This window comes from Pannonibacter sp. CBAS1226 (assembly GCF_055685825.1).
In genome coordinates this window covers 137,246-153,390 of record NZ_JBVOUO010000008.1, presented here as the reverse complement: position 1 = coordinate 153,390, position 16,145 = coordinate 137,246, and the positions used below count along the sequence as shown (strand labels likewise).

Here is a 16,145-nt window from a genome sequence, read left to right as displayed (position 1 = left end):
GCCTCAGCTCATGACCATGTTGACGGAAGATTCCGGCAGCTCTTCACCGAAGCAGCGCTGATAGAACTCGCTCACCAGCGTGCGCTCGGTCTCGTCGCACTTGTTGAGGAAGGTCAGGCGGAAGGAGAAGCCGACGTCGCCGAAGATCTCGCAGTTCTCGGCCCAGGTGATGACCGTACGCGGGCTCATCACGGTGGAGAGGTCGCCGTTGACGAAGGCGCTGCGGGTCATGTCGGCAAGGCGGACCATGCGCGACACGGTGTTGCGGCCTTCCGCGCCCTGGAAGTGCTTGGCCTTGGCCAGCACGATCTCCACCTCGTTGTCATGCGGCAGATAGTTCAGGGTCGTGACGATGGACCAGCGGTCCATCTGCGCCTGATTGAGCTGCTGCGTGCCGTGGTAGAGGCCGGAGGTGTCGCCAAGGCCGATGGTGTTGGCGGTGGCGAACAGGCGGAAATAGGGGTGCGGGCGCAGGACGCGGTTCTGGTCGAGCAGCGTCAGGCGGCCGGAGGACTCCAGCACGCGCTGGATCACGAACATCACGTCCGGGCGGCCTGCGTCATATTCGTCGAACACGAGGGCGACGTTGTTCTGGTAGGCCCAGGGCAGGATGCCATCGCGGAATTCGGTCACCTGCTTGCCGTCACGCAGCACGATGGCGTCCTTGCCGATGAGGTCGATACGGCTGATGTGGCTGTCGAGGTTGACGCGCACGCAAGGCCAGTTGAGGCGGGCGGCGACCTGCTCGATGTGGGTCGACTTGCCTGTGCCGTGGTAGCCGGTCACCATCACGCGGCGGTTGCGGGCAAAGCCGGCAAGGATCGCGAGGGTCGTCACGCGGTCGAACAGGTAGTCCGGATCAGCTTCCGGCACATATTCGTTGGCCGTCTTGTAGGCCGGCACGCGCAGGGTGCTCTGGAAGCCGAAGACTTCCTCGACGGAGATTTCGGTGTCAGGCGTGTTTTCAGCCACGGTCTTCGTATCAGTCATCGGTCCTCCGCTGCCACGGCCGGGCCGGGGTCAGGGTCGTTGGGGGGATGCCCGCGGAACGGCGGGCTAACAGAAACCGGCTTTCTTCAGGACGTTGTAGGCCTGAATGATTTCCCGCAGGCGGTCCTCGGAAGAACGATCCCCGCCATTGGCATCCGGATGATGCAATTTCACCAATTCCTTGTAGCGCGCCTTGATTTCGTCTCCGCGTGCCTCTCCGGGAAGATTGAGCACATCAAAGGACCGCTTTTCAAGGGCCAGTAGCTTTCTTGCGCGCGACACATGTTCGGCATTTTGCCGCGCATGGGCGCGCTGGCGGCCCGTGGCCCTCGGATCGAACCCGTCCGGCCCGTCCGCCGCCTGCCGGTTGACGCCCATTTTCCACGTGGGACGATGGCCGGTGAGCGAATCCTTCTGATAGGCGCGCACCGCATCGTCGCTCATGCCGGAGAAATAATTGTAGGACTTGTTGTACTCGCGCACATGGTCGACGCAAAAATTGAAGAACATGCCTTCCCGGTCGCGGCCTTGCGGCGCACGGTGGGTTCCGGGGCGGTTGCACCCCGGGAACTGGCAGGTGGGATAGGTGTCCTCTTCGAGCCGGTCCCTGTCCGGCTTGACGCGTATGCGGTCGAAGATTTTGGAATCCAGTTTCATGCGGCGATTATGGACAGGGCTTGTGCCCGGAACAAGGTTGACCCGGACAATAAAGGGGAGGAATGAGTATCGGAACAGGCCTTGCGGTCCGGCGCGTGGTGCCGGTGCCACAGGGCATGAAGCCCATAACTCACACGGGATGCCATGAGTATCAAGACCCGCATGGCCGAAAGGCTGACTTCGATCTTTTCCCCCGCTGCGCTGGACGTTCTGGACGAATCAGACCGGCACAAGGGGCACGGCGGCTGGCGGGAGGGCGGAGAGACCCATTTCCGCATCCGTATCGTGGCCGAGGCTTTCTCCGGAATGAGCCGTGTGGCCCGCCACCGCGCCATCAATGAGGCGGCTGCGGAGTTCTTTGCCGAAGGGCTGCATGCCCTGGCCATCGAGGCCCGCACGCCGGATGAACCGGACCCGCGCGCCCGTCAGGTCAGCCAGCCGGCCGGCTGAGCTGCATTCAGCCCGAAGCGCTGCCGGAGGCCGCCTTTGTCTCGCGCTTCTGCGGCGCAGGGCGCTGATCCTTGGCCGACAGCGGCATGACCCTGAGGCGGGTGATGCGGTTCTTTTCCCGCCGCAGCACGGTGAAGCGGAAGCCGTGGAAGGTGAAGATCTGGCGCTCCTCGGGGATCATCCGCGCTTCATGGATGACAAGCCCGGCGATGGTTGTCGCCTCGTCATCCGGCAGGGCCCAGTCATTGGCGCGGTTGAGGTCGCGGATCGGCACTGAGCCATCCACGATCACGGATCCATCCGCCTGCGGGCGCACGCCGCTCAGTTCGACATCGTGCTCATCGGCAATTTCGCCGACGATTTCTTCGATGATGTCTTCCAGCGTGACGATACCCATCACCTCGCCATACTCGTCGATGACGAAGGCGAAGTGGGATTTCCGCTTCAGGAAGGCGTTGAGCTGGTCCTGCAGGCTTGTTGTGTCCGGCACGAACCAGGGCGGCGTGGCGATTTTCATCACGTCCAGCTTGCCGAAGTCACCGTCAGCCGCCTTCAGGGCGCGCAGCAGGTCCTTGGCATGCAGCACGCCGACGAAGTTGTCACTCTCCCCGCGCCACAGCGGCATGCGGGTGTAGGGCGCGGCCAGAGCAGCATCGACGATCTTGGATACATCCTCGTCGACATTCAGCGCCATCATGCTCGTGCGGTGGACCATGACGTCGGAGACTTCCAGCTCGGCAAGGTCGAGAAGGCCGCCCAGCCGGTCGCGGTCGGCCTTCACCAGCCCGCCTTCCAGATGCTGCAGGTCTACGGCGCCGCGCAGTTCCTCATGAGCGGAAAGGATCGAGGCATTGTCATCGACCCGGATGCCGATGGCCCGCATCAGAAGGCGGACAATCGCCTCGATTCCGATCACGATGGGACCGAAGACCGCAACGATGATTCGCACCGCGGGAGCAACCGCAAGGGCGAAGCGGTCCGGGTTGGAGATGGCCCAGGTCTTGGGCATCACTTCCGAGAGAACCACGACGAGCACGGTCATGACCAGCGTCGCCAGCGCAACGCCCGCCTCGCCGAAAAGGCTGAGGAACAGGCTGGTGGCCAGCGACGAGGCCAGAATGTTGACGATGTTGTTGCCCAGAAGCAGCGCGCCGATGAGACGCTCCCGGGCAGCGATGAGCTTGGCGACGACGCTTGCGCGGCTGTCGCCCGCCTTCTCCAGCTGGTGCATGCGCGCGCGAGACGCGGCCGTCAGCGCCGTTTCGGAACCGGAAAAGAAGCCGGACATGACGAGCAGGCACAGGATTGCGCCGCCGGTGAACCAGAGGGTGGTGTCGTTCATCGCTGAAGTTTCTCCTTCAGGAATTCAAGCACGGTGGCCGGGTCCACGCCCTTTTCCACGAAGGCCTGGCCGATGCCCCGGGTCAGGATGAAGGTCAGGGCGCCGCGGCTGACCTTCTTGTCCTGGGCGATGCTGTCGAGGAGGGTTTCGGCCGGCGGCAGCTGGCCGGGGATCTGATGCATGCGGACGGGCAGACCGACCTTGACGAGATGGGTTTCGACCCGCTCCACATCCGTCTGCGCCAGCAGGCCGAGGCGGGCGGAGAATTCATGCGCCAGCATCATGCCGATGGACACGCCTTCGCCATGCACGAGCCGGGTGCCGTCGTATTCGACCGCTGATTCCAGGGCGTGGCCGAAGGTGTGGCCAAGGTTCAGCAGCGCCCGCTGGCCGCTTTCCCGCTCGTCGGCGCCGACAACGGCTGCCTTGGCGGCGCAGGAGCGCGCCACGGCTTCCTCACGGGCGTTGGTGCCGTCGAAGATGCCCCTCCAGTTGAGGTCGAGCCATTCGAAGAAGTCTGCATCGCCCAGAAGGCCGTATTTCACCACTTCGGCATAGCCGGCGCGGAATTCGCGGTCCGAAAGCGTGTCGAGAATGGCCGTATCGGCCAGCACCAGGGCGGGCTGGTGGAAGGCGCCGATCAGGTTCTTGCCGTGGCGGGAGTTGATGCCGGTCTTGCCGCCGACGGAGGAATCCACCTGGGACAGCAGCGTGGTCGGCATCTGGATGAAGGTCATGCCCCGGCGCACGGAAGCCGACACGAAGCCTGCCAGATCCCCGACGACACCGCCGCCAAAGGCGAGAACCGCATCGCCGCGCTCCAGCCGTGCAGCCAGAATCTCGTCGCACAGACGCTCGAACTGGGCATAGCATTTGGTCTGCTCACCCGGTGGCACGGTGATGACCGTGTGTTCCAGTCCTGCGGCCTTCAGGCTGGCCGACAGCGCGGGCAGATGGGTGCGGGCGACGGTTTCGTCGGTGATGACGGCGAGCCTTGCGCCCGGCATGAGGGTGGCAATGCGCGCACCGGCGCCCGTCAGCACATCGCGGCCGATGACGATGTCATAGGAGCGCTCGCCCAGGTTCACCGGCACGGTTACCGGCTCTGCCGTGGTCTCAAGTCTGTCAGCCATTTTGGCCCTCTTCGCTGTTCGTCCCGCCTGTGCGCAGGTTCAGATGGCTTTCGACAGCCGAAATCACGTCTTCCATCACCACTTCATGCGGCACTTCCCGGGACCAGACGGTGGTGTCCGCCAGGGCATAGACCGGCTCGCGCTTTTCCAGCAGCTGGCGCATGGTGCCTTCCGGATCGGCGTTTTGCAGCAGCGGCCGCGTCGGGCGCTTGCGGACCCTCACCATCACTGTGGCAAGATCGGCTCTCAGCCAGACAGAAACACCGTTTGCCTTGATCGCGTTGCGTGTCGCCTCGCTCATGAAAGCGCCGCCGCCGGTGGCCAGCACCTGCGGACCCTGCTGCAGCAGGCGGGCGATCACCTTTTCCTCGCCGCGGCGGAATTCCGGCTCGCCGTGCAGGGCGAAAATTTCGGAGATCGTCATGTTGGCTGCCGTCTCGATTTCGGTATCGGCATCGACGAAATCAAGGCCCAGGCGCTGGGCAAGGCGGCGCCCGACGCTGGATTTGCCGCAGCCCATGATGCCGACAAGCACGATGGAGCGGTTTCCAAGGGCGGTGACGATCCGGGCCGCACGTGCGTCCTTCACCTGTGTGCCCGATGCGGCTGCGTTCACCTTGGCCCTCCCTGAACGGTTCATGAAGCGCCTTTTAACATATTCCGGCAAAAAACAAGCGGCTTGCTAGGGGAGCCTGCCTGCCGCAAAAAGAAAGGCGAGCCGCCGCCGATTCTCCTTGCCGGTTCTCTGGGGTTTTTTGCCGTGCCGACCTTGACCCGACTGATCCTGGTTCTGGCCCTTCTGGGGGCTGCTGGCTATGGCATCGTCTTTTCGCTGGCGAATTTTGTCCATCCGAGCGAGCGGGAGATCACCGTGCGGGTGCAGAAGGATGGCTTTGCCCGCTGACGGGCGGCTACAAGGGTGCAGCCAGCATGAACAGCAGCATCGAAGCCTTTCTGGAAATGATCGCGGCCGAGCGCGGCGCGGCGCTCAACACGCTGGAAAGCTACCGGCGCGATCTGGAGGATTTTTCAGACTTTCTGGGCTCCACCGCGCCGCAGTTGGCGGGCCAGGACGATATCTCCGCCTATCTCGGCGATCTGGCAGGGCGCGGTTTTGCGCCGTCCTCGCAGGCGCGGCGGCTTTCGGCCCTGCGCCAGTATTTCAAGTTTCTCTATGCCGAGGGCATGCGCACGGACGATCCGACCCGCACGCAAGGGGCGCCGAAGCGCCGCCAGTCCCTGCCCAAGGTTCTCTCCGAAGACGAGGTGGACCGGCTGATCGAGGCCGCGCGCAGCTCTGCTGATGCGGTGCAGGCGGGGGACGATGAGGATTTGCAGACGGCCGCCAGCCGCCGCCTCAGGGCCGCGCGGCTCTATACGCTGCTCGAAGTGCTTTACGCCACGGGCCTGCGTGTGTCCGAACTGGTGGCACTGCCGGTGAAGGCGGCGCAGCGCGATGCCCGGCTCATCGAAATCAAGGGCAAGGGCGGCAAGGAGCGGCTCGTGCCACTGAGCTCAAGGGCGCAGGCGGCGATGAAGGACTATGTGGCCTTGCGCAACGCTGCGGGGGCCTTCACCGCCAGCCCTTGGCTGTTTCCGTCCTATGGCGAAAGCGGTCACTTCACCCGTCAGGCCTTTGCCCGCGATCTCAAGGCTCTGGCCGCCTCCATCGGCCTGGATGTGCAGAAGGTCTCGCCGCACGTGCTGCGCCATGCTTTCGCTTCTCATCTTCTGCAGAACGGCGCTGACCTGCGCGTCGTGCAGCAGCTGCTGGGCCATGCGGATATTTCGACAACGCAGATCTACACCCACGTCCTCGACGAGCGCCTGCAGGCCCTCGTCGAAGCCCATCACCCGCTGGCGAAGCGGTAAGGGGTTGGCAGGTCACTTCGGCATCAAGGCCCAGTAGTCGAAGTCCAGCACCACATTGTCCGCATAGACGCCATCTTCCGTGGCATAGGGAAAGTCCGCGCAAGGGGTGTTTCTGGTGGCAACGAGCCGCAGGCGCAGCGCGCCCACGTCTTCCCGGCCCTCGATCGTTGCCGTATCGATCACTTCCGACCAGGCATAGACCGTGTCGCCTGCAAACAGCGGTGCCACGTGGCGGCCGGCGTTGATGGCGGCGATGTGGAAGGCGGAGCCCAGCCCGTTGAAGGAGAGGGCGCGGGCCAGTGAGATCACGTGGCCGCCATAGATCAGCCGCTTGCCGAACCGGCCCTTGCCTTCGGTGTGCTGGTTGAAATGCACCTTGGCCGTGTTCTGGTAGAGCCGTGTGGCAAGCTGGTGCTCGGCCTCTTCCACCGTCATGCCATCCACATGGTCGATGCGCTCGCCGGACACATAGTCATCAAAGCGGAAGCGGCTGCCGGCCAGGTCATTGTCCCAATTGGCCGTATCGAGCAGCGGCACAGCATCGCCAAGAGCATCCGGCGCAATGCTCTCCGGCAAGGTCGGGATGACAGGGGCAGGCGCCGGATTGCCGGGGTCCCGCTTGTTGACCATGACCCAGCGCACGTAATCGAGAACCTCGGTGCCATCGGACTTGTAGCCGGTGGAGCGCACATAGACGACGCCGGTCTTGCCGTTGGAGTTTTCCTTGAGGCCGATCACTTCCGATACGGCGGACAGGGTGTCGCCGGGATAGACGGGGGCAAGGAAGCGCCCGCCCGCATAGCCGAGGTTGGCCACAGCATTGAGGGAAATGTCCGGCACGGTCTTGCCGAAGACGATGTGGAAGGTCAGCAGGTCGTCGATGGGCGCGGCCGGATAGCCCAGTTCCTGCGCGAAGGCATTCGAACTTTGCACCGCGAAACGCGGGCCGTAGATGGCGGTGTAGAGCGCTACGTCACCAGCGGTCACCGTGCGCGGGGTTGCATGCCGGATCACCTGGCCGATCCGGAAGTCCTCGAAGAAATTGCCCGCGCTGGTCTTGCTCACGTTCCGCCTCCCAAATCGTTGCATCTGCGGATGATTAAGACCGCTGCCCGGCTCCGGGGCAAGGGGAACCTTGGTTGAAGGCCTTGGGACAAGCCGGCGCAAGGGAGGACAGGTGCAGGGCAGGGAAGGCGCGGGGTTGGCGGCAGCGTCCCCTGCCTTTATAACCGCCTTCCGCGCCGCATACTGGGGCCTGCCGGATGGCAAGGAGCATGACTGACATGGCAAACGAGTTTCCGCAGGACCTGATCGACGGTTATGGCCGCTATCTCCAGAAGGGCTATGTCCGCTTCCGCGAGCAGCAGGAGCAGCTGGCGATTTATGGCCAGAAGCCCGAGGTGCTGGTCATTTCCTGCTGCGACAGCCGGGTCGCGCCGGAAGGTGTGTTCCATGCAGGTCCCGGCGAGCTTTTCGTGGTGCGCAACGTTGCCAATCTGGTGCCGCCCTTTGAGCAGACCGAAGGCCAGCACGGCACCAGTGCTGCGCTGGAATATGCCGTGCGCGTTCTCAAGGTGAAGCATATCGTTGTCATGGGCCATGCCAAGTGCGGCGGTGTGCAGGCATTCCGGCAGAATGCCAATGCACCGCTGGCGACGGGCGAGTTCATCGGCCGCTGGATCAAGCTGCTGGAGCCTGCCGCCATCGCCATGGCCTGCATGCCGGTGGACCGGCTGGATGACCCGCAGCTGGCGATGGAATATGCCGGTGTGCGCCAGTCGCTGAAGAACCTGCGCACCTTCCCTTTCATCGATCAGGCCTGCACCGACGGCTCTCTCAAGGTTCACGGCGCCTGGTTCGATATCGGCAGCGGCGAGCTGCGGGTGATGGACCCCGAGACCGAGCGGTTCGAAACCTGCCCCGGCTACGAGATTATTGCGGCGCCGCAAGGCTGATGCAGCTGGAAAGAGAACGGGAAAGGGCAGGGGTGGAGAAGCCGCCGCCTGCCCTTCTGTCTTTGTGCCGTCCTGAGGTCAGCCCCTGGGCGAGACGAGCACGAGGCTCCAGAACACCTTGTACTTGGAGGAGGGGCTGTAGGCGGTGGCAATGCCCATGCGGGTCACGCGCTCATCCAGCATCACCTTGTTATGGGTGGGCGACTCGCGCCAGCCGGAGAAGGCCTCAGCCAGCGTGCGGTAACCGGCGCTGACGTTCTCGACGCCATAGGACTTGCTCTCGCCGATGGCATCCAGCCGGTTCTTCAGCTGGTTCTGCGGGTAGAGCGAGGCACGGATATCATCCGCCGCTGCGATGACCCTTGCCTGCTGCTGGGCAAGGGTGATCAGGGCCGGGTCCGCCACGACGCGGCCGCGCCCGTTGTTCTCCCGGTACTGGGAAATCATCTGCTGGGCCGTCGCCTGATCGATAACGGCGTTCACACGTGCCAGATCCCGGTAATAGGGCGGGACGTCGGCCGGTGTCTTGCTCTGGCAGCCAGCCAGCAGCAGCGCGCCGCCCAGCATCACGGAACCTGTCAGGATCTCGCGCCTGGAAGCGATGGCTTCCTCATCAAAGTGCATGTTGTCGTCGCCTCTTGTCCGGTCGCCCCGCAACCCGCCGAATCGTATGTGCACATTAGGCCGGAAATCCGGCGCCGGGCGATAGACGGCGCGTGGAATTCCCACGGCAAATGTATCTTGGGTTGAGGTATTGTTATTTTTTCCTACCTCTCCGCGGAATTCATGAAATTTCTGCTGGATGGTTCTGGAAAATTAAGCAAATCATGCGTTCTAAATGCGATGAATACCGGCAGAAAAAAAGACCGGCAGGTAAAATTCGACATCGGGCAATCGCGGGGCAGCTTTTTGGGATCGTCAGCTGAAGAGCCAATCAGGGTGCTGGTTGCAGACGACAGTGCAACTGTGCGCAAGTTTATTGAGCGGGCACTGCAATATTCAGGTTATGACGTTGCCATCACCGCTGCGGCTGATGGAAAGGAAGCGGTCGAGCTTCTGAGCAAGAACGCATTTCAGATTGCCTTCCTCGACATCAACATGCCGCAGCTGAACGGCGTCGAGGTCATGGCGGCCATTCAGGTCATGGGTTCGAAGACTTTCGCCGTCTCCATGTCCGATGGTCTCGATGAGGCGGCAGAGTCCAAGCTCAAGAACTTCGGTGCCTACGACTTTCTGGCCAAGCCTTTCACGGCTGCACAGGTCAAGCATATCCTCGATGTCTTTCAGGCCATCAGCACGCCCTTTGACGTTCTGATCGTGGATGACTCGACGACTGTCCGCAAGATCGTGCGCAAGGTGCTGGAGCGGTCGATCTTCAAATTGAACATCGTGGAAGCTGGGGACGGCGCGGCTGCCATCAAGCTGGTCAGCGAGAAACCCTACCGGGTGATCTTCACCGATTTCAACATGCCGAACATGACGGGTCTGGAACTGGCCGAGCGGTTGTCGACCGTGGCGCGCGGCTCGGATGTGATCCTGATGTCGACCGAATACAATGACACACTGGATTCAGCTGCCGAGAAGGTGCGGGCGCGCGCTTTCCTGCGCAAGCCCTTCTATCCGGCGGACGTGGACAGCATCCTGCATCACCTCTTCGGTCTGCGCCATTCGCGCTTCTCCAAACAGGTGCGCATGTTCGCGATGACGTGATGCGGGCCGCCGGAGGGCCGCCCGCTCACTGATGACCACCTTCAGCGCTTGCCCGCCTCCAGCACATCTTCAAAGGTCCGCAGGCCCGGCAGCGGCGAGTTGACCAGAACGGCCATGTTGCCCGGCGCATGCTGGTTCTTCCACATCTTGGTGTGGGCCTTGGGGATCTGGTCCCAGCCGAACACTTCCGACATGCACGGATCGATGCGCCGGTCGATGACGAACTTGTTCGCCTCGGACGCCTGCTTCAGATGGGCGAAGTGCGAGCCCTGAATGCGCTTCTGCCGCATCCAGACGTAACGGGCGTCAAAGGTGATGTTGAAGCCTGTCGTGCCCGCGCAGAAAACCACCATGCCGCCGCGCTTGACCACCAGAGCCGAGACCGGGAAGGTCTGCTCGCCCGGATGCTCGAACACCATGTCCACGTCATTGCCCTTGCCGGTGATGTCCCAGATGGCCTTGCCGAACTTGCGCGCTTCCTGCGTCCAGGTGTTGAACTCGGGGGAGTTGACCTTGGGCAGCTGGCCCCAGCAGTTGAAATCCTTGCGGTTGATCACGCCCTTGGCGCCCAGCGACATGACGTAGTCACGCTTGTCCTCATCCGAGATGACGCCGATGGCATTGGCCCCGGCGGCGGCTGCAAGCTGCACGCCGAAGACGCCAAGGCCGCCCGAGGCGCCCCAGACCAGCACGTTCTGGCCCGGCCGCAGCTGGTGCGGTGCATGGCCGAACAGCATGCGGTAGGCGGTCGCAAGCGTCAGCGTGTAGCAGGCGGCCTCTTCCCAGGTCAGGTGCTTGGGGCGCGGCATCAGCTGCTGCGACTGGACGCGGGCGAACTGGGCGAAGGAGCCATCCGGCGTCTCGTAGCCCCAGATCCGCTGGGTGGGCGAGAACATCGGGTCGCCGCCATTGCACTCCTCGTCGTCGCCGTCATCCTGATTGCAATGGATGACGACTTCATCGCCCACCTTCCAGCGCTTCACCTTGGAGCCGACGGCCCAGACAATGCCCGAGGCATCGGAACCGGCGATATGATAGGCGCTCTTGTGGCTGCCGAAGACGGAGATGGGCTCGCCAAGCGCGGCCCAGATGCCGTTGTAGTTGACGCCTGCGGCCATGACGAGAACCAGAACCTCGTGGCTGTCGAGCGTCCAGGTCGGCACCACTTCCAGCTTCATGGCCTCTTCCGGCGGGCCGTGGCGGTCTTGCCGGATTGCCCAGGCATACATCTTCTCCGGCACATGGCCGAGGGGCGGGATTTCGCCGATTTCGTAAAGATCCTTCAAGGGTGTGTCCCCCTTCGTCAGATTGTCATTCGCCTCGGATGCGGCCTGCGATGCTGCCTGTGCCACGGTCGCCATGGGTGTCCTCCTCCACTCCGGCATGAAACTGCCAGCCCGGCTCTTGCACGCCTCCCTGCGGCGCAGGGCTATTGCAGCGCAGCAGCGGTTGGGTGCGAAAGACCCGCTATCGCGCAACTATCCGTCTAAAATTGCGTTTGATCTATACGACTATTGCTTAACTTGCGTTACGGCAGTCTGCCCTGTTTTGCGGTGCACAGAAGGCCAGGGCGGCGGGTGCAGGGCAGGATCAGGTGAGCGGACGCGTTCCGGTCACCTTCTCCACGATGGCCCGGGCAATCTCATGCTCGCCCATGATGATGGTGCCGACACCAAGGCCGGCGAGATGGTCCACCTCCGCATCGAAATGGGCGCGGGCGATGATGTCGATCTCCGGATTGGCGGCCTTGGCCTGCATGACGATCTGCCCCGCCTCGAAGGCGTTGGGAATGGCAATGATCAGCCGCCGGGCTTCTGCGATGTTGGCCGCCTGCAGCACGTCCTGACGGGCGCCATTGCCAACGATCACCTCGATGCCGGCTTCCTTCAGCGCAGCCAGGGATTTGTCCGCATCCTCGATCACCAGCAGCGGTTCGCCTGCAGCCTGCAGCTCCCGCCCGGTGAGGCTGCCGACCCGGCCGAAGCCGACGAGAATGGTATGCCCGGTCTGGCTGGTCGCCTGCACGACCGGCGTCTTCGCCTGCTTCTCAGCCGGTTGGGCCGCCGGTGCAGCGGCGGCACCTTCCTCCTGTGCTTCCGTCTTGGGCTTCAGCCAGTCGATGGCGGCAAAGAACAGCGGGTTGAGCAGGATGGACAGGATGGCACCGGCAAGGATGAGATCGCGGCCCTGATCCGGCAGGAGGTTCAGCTTGCCGCCAAGCTCGGCGAGAATGAAGGAGAACTCGCCGATCTGGGCAAGACTCGCGGCAATGGTCAGCGCGGTCTCCCGCGAATGCCCGAAGAACCGGACAATGACAAAGGCCGCAACAGACTTGCCGGCGACGATGATGAAGACCGTTGCCATGACCGGCAGCGGGTCCTCGATGATGCTGGCCGGGTCGAACAGCATGCCGACCGAGACGAAGAACAGCACGGCGAAGGCATCGCGCAGGGGCAGGGATTCCTCGGCGGCCCTGTGGCTGAGCTGGGATTCGCTCAGGATCATGCCGGCGAAGAAGGCCCCCAGCGCCAGCGACACGCCGAAAAGCTTGGCCGCGCCAAAGGCGACACCCAGAGCGATGGACAGCACCGCAAGGCGGAACAGTTCGCGCGAGCCGGTGTGGGCGATGTAATGCAGGATCCAGGGGATCACCCGCCGCCCGATGATCAGCATCAGCGCCACAAAGGCCGCGACCTTGACCAGTGTCAGACCCAGGACGCCCCAGATGCCAAGGCCGAAACGGGCGGCCAGCGGATCGGGCGCGATGTTGCTTTCCCCGCCGATGACGCTGGCAATCGCGGGCAGGATGACAAGCGCCAGCACCATGGCCAGATCTTCGACGATCAGCCAGCCGACCGCGATGCGCCCTTGTTCTGTCGCAACGAGGCGGCGTTCCTGCAGGGCGCGCAGCAGCACCACGGTGCTGGCAACCGACAGGGCAAGGCCGAAGACGAGCCCGGAACGCAGCGGCCAGTCCATCATCCAGGCAAGGCCAGCCCCCATCAGCGTCGCGGCGAGGATCTGCACCAGTGCGCCCGGCACGGCAATCGCCCGCACCGACAAAAGGTCCTTCAGCGAGAAATGCAGGCCGACGCCGAACATCAGCAGGATGACGCCGATTTCTGCAAGTTCAGGCGCCAGATTCTGGTCGGCCACGAAGCCCGGTGTGTGCGGCCCCACCAGCACGCCCGCGATCAGGTAGCCCGCCAGCGGCGGCAGCCTCAGGCGGTTCGCAATTGCCCCCAGAATGAATGCGATGCCAAGTCCGGCAACGATGGTGGCAATCAGCGGCGTGTCATGGGGCATATGGCTGTTATCCTTCTGGAACTTTCTTTTTGATTGAGTTCGTCCGTGCGGTGCAAGTGCCCCGCCGGCAAAAAGCGGCGGGGCAGGTTGTTTTTATAGGCTCAGGCTTGCGCCGCCGGTTCGGCGGGCAGTACCTGCGCCTTTTTCTGGCGGCGTTTGCGCCAGTCGCCGAGGAAGAGGAGGATCGGTGCGGCGATGAACACCGATGAACTGGCTGCCACCACGATGCCGAACACCATCGGCACGGCGAAGCTCTCCACCGCGCTGCCGCCCCAGATGGCCATGGGCAGCATGGCCAGGAAGGCGGTGATCGAGGTGTAGAGGCTGCGGCCGAGGGTTTCGTTGATCGACTTGTCGATCATCTCCCGCAGCGGCATCTGCTTGTAGAGGCGCATGTTCTCGCGCATGCGGTCATAGACCACCACCTTGTCATTGACCGAGTAGCCGACGAGCGTCAGCAGCGCGGCAATGGCCGTGAGGTTGAAGTCGATGCCGGTGAGTGCGAAGAAGCCGGCCGTCTTGGTCACGTCCAGCACCAGTGTGGCGATGGCGCCGACCGCAAACGGCCATTCGAAGCGGGCCCAGATGTAGAGCAGCATGGCAAGGCTCGCCAGAATGACGGCAAGGATGCCCGCTGCCGCCAGTTCGCCGCTGACCTTCGGTCCCACCACTTCCGTACGCTCGACCTGGGAGCCGGATGCAATCTGCGCAAGGCTGCTGCGGATGGTGTTGACGGCTGCCGTCTGTGCCTCCTCGCCGCCCGGCTGACGCTCGGCCCGCAGGAGGACGTGGGTGGGATCGCCGAATTGCTGCAGGGCGATCTCGCCAAGGCCCAGCCCGCCCAGTCCGCTGCGCAGGCCGGCAAGATCGGCGGGCCCTTGCGTTGTCACCTCCATCTGGATGCCGCCCCGGAAGTCGACGCCGAGGTTGAGGCCCGGCTTGATCAGCAGAGCCACCGAGGCAAGCGACAGGAAGATGGACATGCCGATGCCGATGAAGCGCCCGCGCATGAAGCGGATGCTGGTGCCGTCGGGGATCAGGCGGAAGCCGAAGGGCGGTTCGATGACCAGCTTCTTCAGCCGCCACCTGCGCACGATGGCCGTCATGATGACCCGGACGATCGACACGGCGGTGAACATGGAAATGGCGATGCCGAGGCCCATGGTGACGGCAAAGCCGCGCACCGGGCCGGTGCCGAACCAGAACAGCAGGACGGTTGCGATCAGTGCCGTGACGTTGGAATCCACAATCGTCGCATAGGCGCGCCTGAAGCCGGCATCGAGCGCCGCATGGGCACTGAGCCCCTTGCGTGTTTCCTCGCGGATGCGCTCGTTGATCAGCACGTTGGCATCCACCGCAAGGCCGATGCCGAGCACGATACCGGCAATGCCGGGCAGCGTCAGCGTTGCGCCCATCAGGCTGAGGGCGCCCAGCGTCAGCAGCACGTTCAGCGCCAGCGCGAAATTGGCGACAAGGCCCCAGCGGCCGTAGAGCACCATCATGAAGGCAAACACCAGGCCGAAGCCTGCGATGCCGGTTTCAACGCCCCTTGCAATGGCATCGGCTCCCAGATCCGCGCCGACGGTCCGCTCCTCGATGACGGTGAGCGGGGCAGGCAGGGCGCCAGCACGCAGCAGGGCGGCAAGGTCTGCAGCTTCCGCGATGGTGAAGTTGCCGCTGATCTGGCCCGAGCCGCCGGTGATCGGCTGCTGGATGACCGGTGCGCTCAAGACCTTGCCATCCAGCACGATGGCGAAGGGCTTGCCGGTGTTGGTCTTCGTGATTTCGGCAAACTGCCTTGCGCCGCTGCTGTCAAAGCGGAACAGCACCAGCGGAGCGCGGGTCTGCGGGTCAAAGCCTGCCCTTGCATCGGCCAGCCGCTCGCCTGACAGGGCCACACGGTTTTCGACCGGATATTGCGTGCCGCCTTTGACGGCGGGGAGCAGACTGACGCCGGCCGGCAGGCGTGCGCCCGGTGCGGCATCGGCCAGCATATGGAACGAGAGCTTGGCGGTGCTGCCGAGAAGCTCGCGGATGCGGGCCGGGTCCTGCACGCCGGGCAATTGCACCATGATGCGGTCCCCGCCCGCCCGCTGGATCACGGGCTCGGCGACACCGGCCTGATCGATGCGCATGCGGATGATCTCGAGGCTCTGGGCCACGGCCGCACTGATGCGGTCGCGGATGCCTTCTTCCGTCAGCTTCATCTCCAGCGTGCCGCTGCCCGTGCGGGTGATGGTCATGTCCGGCGCTCCGGCCATGCCGGGCATCAGTCCGCCTGCGGCGTTGATCAGCGGGCGCAGCGCTTCCACGGCGGCGTCCGTCTGCCCTTCATCCTTGAGGGCTATGGTGACGGTGCCGTCCCTGGCGTGCAGGGACGTCGTGGCAATGCCGGCGCTGGTCAGGCTCTGACGGGCCTGCCGCTGCAGGTCGTCGATCCGGTCCTTCAGCAGGGCCTTCGTGTCCGTTTCCAGCACGAGATGCGATCCGCCGCGAAGATCGAGGCCCAGCGTGACGGGCTGTTTCGGCAGCCAGCCGGGCAGGCTGGCCAGTTGTGAGGGGGACAGGAAATTGGGCATTGCCGCCAGCAGCCCGAAGATGATGACAGCCAGATAGGCTGCAAGCACCCAGCGTGATTTGCGCATGGTGTGATGATCCATGGAACGGCACGCCCGCGCGGAGCCAGTCCTGCGCAAGCGTCAGCCGTGGAGAAAAACAGGGAAAGTCAGG

At 63.8% G+C, this 16,145-nt stretch carries 15 protein-coding genes; 5 read left to right on the top strand and 10 right to left on the bottom strand.

Translation table 11 applies throughout. The features are described from left to right. Positions 1 to 3: 3 nt before the first annotated feature. On the bottom strand, positions 4 to 990 hold the full coding sequence (gene cobS / locus AC0CMF_RS20220; protein ID WP_050473916.1) for a cobaltochelatase subunit CobS: 987 nt from the start codon (positions 988 to 990) through the stop codon (positions 4 to 6). A gap of 66 nt (positions 991 to 1,056) precedes the next feature. Next, positions 1,057 to 1,647, bottom strand: a complete 591-nt coding sequence (locus tag AC0CMF_RS20215) for a J domain-containing protein (RefSeq protein ID WP_019965379.1) — start codon at positions 1,645 to 1,647, stop codon at positions 1,057 to 1,059. A 144-nt stretch (positions 1,648 to 1,791) separates the two neighbouring features. Between AC0CMF_RS20215 and AC0CMF_RS20210 the strand changes: the two genes are divergently transcribed. Continuing rightward, entirely contained in the window at positions 1,792 to 2,097 is a 306-nt protein-coding gene (locus tag AC0CMF_RS20210; protein ID WP_050473917.1) for a BolA family protein, read from the top strand. 7 nt (positions 2,098 to 2,104) lie between these two features. Here the strand turns inward: AC0CMF_RS20210 and AC0CMF_RS20205 are convergent, their stop codons facing one another. The 3 genes from AC0CMF_RS20205 to AC0CMF_RS20195 are packed head-to-tail and all read right to left on the bottom strand — an operon-like array spanning position 2,105 to position 5,188. Next, on the bottom strand, positions 2,105 to 3,439 hold the full coding sequence (locus tag AC0CMF_RS20205) for an HlyC/CorC family transporter (protein ID WP_058898576.1): 1,335 nt from the start codon (positions 3,437 to 3,439) through the stop codon (positions 2,105 to 2,107). Continuing rightward, positions 3,436 to 4,572: a 3-dehydroquinate synthase gene (gene aroB / locus AC0CMF_RS20200; protein WP_374629123.1), complete on the bottom strand. Its 1,137-nt coding sequence runs from the start codon at positions 4,570 to 4,572 to the stop codon at positions 3,436 to 3,438. The genes AC0CMF_RS20205 and aroB overlap by 4 nt, the downstream gene beginning before the upstream one ends. After that, positions 4,565 to 5,188 carry a shikimate kinase gene (locus tag AC0CMF_RS20195; protein WP_348769934.1) on the bottom strand — a complete coding sequence of 208 codons (624 nt, stop codon included), beginning with the start codon at positions 5,186 to 5,188 and terminating at the stop codon, positions 4,565 to 4,567. Before AC0CMF_RS20195 ends, aroB begins: the two co-directional genes overlap by 8 nt. Before the next feature lie 144 nt (positions 5,189 to 5,332). On the opposite strand from AC0CMF_RS20195, the gene AC0CMF_RS20190 reads away from it, so the two are divergent. After that, positions 5,333 to 5,476: a hypothetical protein gene (locus AC0CMF_RS20190; protein ID WP_163001458.1), complete on the top strand. Its 144-nt coding sequence runs from the start codon at positions 5,333 to 5,335 to the stop codon at positions 5,474 to 5,476. A gap of 26 nt (positions 5,477 to 5,502) precedes the next feature. Then, positions 5,503 to 6,444, top strand: coding sequence for a site-specific tyrosine recombinase XerD (locus AC0CMF_RS20185; RefSeq protein WP_186392405.1), 942 nt, complete (start codon positions 5,503 to 5,505; stop codon positions 6,442 to 6,444). Positions 6,445 to 6,456: 12 nt separating this feature from the next. Here the strand turns inward: AC0CMF_RS20185 and AC0CMF_RS20180 are convergent, their stop codons facing one another. After that, a complete protein-coding gene (locus AC0CMF_RS20180; RefSeq protein WP_374629124.1) occupies positions 6,457 to 7,509 on the bottom strand; it encodes a MaoC family dehydratase in 1,053 nt (350 codons plus the stop codon). 209 nt (positions 7,510 to 7,718) lie between these two features. Between AC0CMF_RS20180 and AC0CMF_RS20175 the strand changes: the two genes are divergently transcribed. Then, complete coding sequence (locus AC0CMF_RS20175) at positions 7,719 to 8,399, top strand: carbonic anhydrase (protein ID WP_208977121.1); 681 nt, start codon at positions 7,719 to 7,721, stop codon at positions 8,397 to 8,399. A gap of 78 nt (positions 8,400 to 8,477) precedes the next feature. On the opposite strand, the gene AC0CMF_RS20170 is transcribed toward AC0CMF_RS20175, so the two are convergent. Further along, complete coding sequence (locus AC0CMF_RS20170; RefSeq protein WP_082206044.1) at positions 8,478 to 9,023, bottom strand: CAP domain-containing protein; 546 nt, start codon at positions 9,021 to 9,023, stop codon at positions 8,478 to 8,480. Positions 9,024 to 9,185: 162 nt separating this feature from the next. Between AC0CMF_RS20170 and AC0CMF_RS20165 the strand changes: the two genes are divergently transcribed. Next, entirely contained in the window at positions 9,186 to 10,109 is a 924-nt protein-coding gene (locus AC0CMF_RS20165; RefSeq protein WP_208977122.1) for a response regulator, read from the top strand. Between the two features lie 41 nt (positions 10,110 to 10,150). On the opposite strand, the gene ccrA is transcribed toward AC0CMF_RS20165, so the two are convergent. The 3 genes from ccrA to secD form a co-directional block, all read right to left on the bottom strand. Further along, positions 10,151 to 11,470 (bottom strand): crotonyl-CoA carboxylase/reductase, encoded by a 1,320-nt coding sequence (ccrA, locus tag AC0CMF_RS20160; RefSeq protein WP_374629125.1) that lies wholly within the window; start codon positions 11,468 to 11,470, stop codon positions 10,151 to 10,153. Positions 11,471 to 11,699: 229 nt separating this feature from the next. Continuing rightward, positions 11,700 to 13,415 (bottom strand): YbaL family putative K(+) efflux transporter, encoded by a 1,716-nt coding sequence (gene ybaL, locus AC0CMF_RS20155; protein WP_374629126.1) that lies wholly within the window; start codon positions 13,413 to 13,415, stop codon positions 11,700 to 11,702. Positions 13,416 to 13,516: 101 nt separating this feature from the next. After that, entirely contained in the window at positions 13,517 to 16,060 is a 2,544-nt protein-coding gene (gene secD, locus AC0CMF_RS20150; protein ID WP_472482443.1) for a protein translocase subunit SecD, read from the bottom strand. Positions 16,061 to 16,145: the final 85 nt, after the last annotated feature.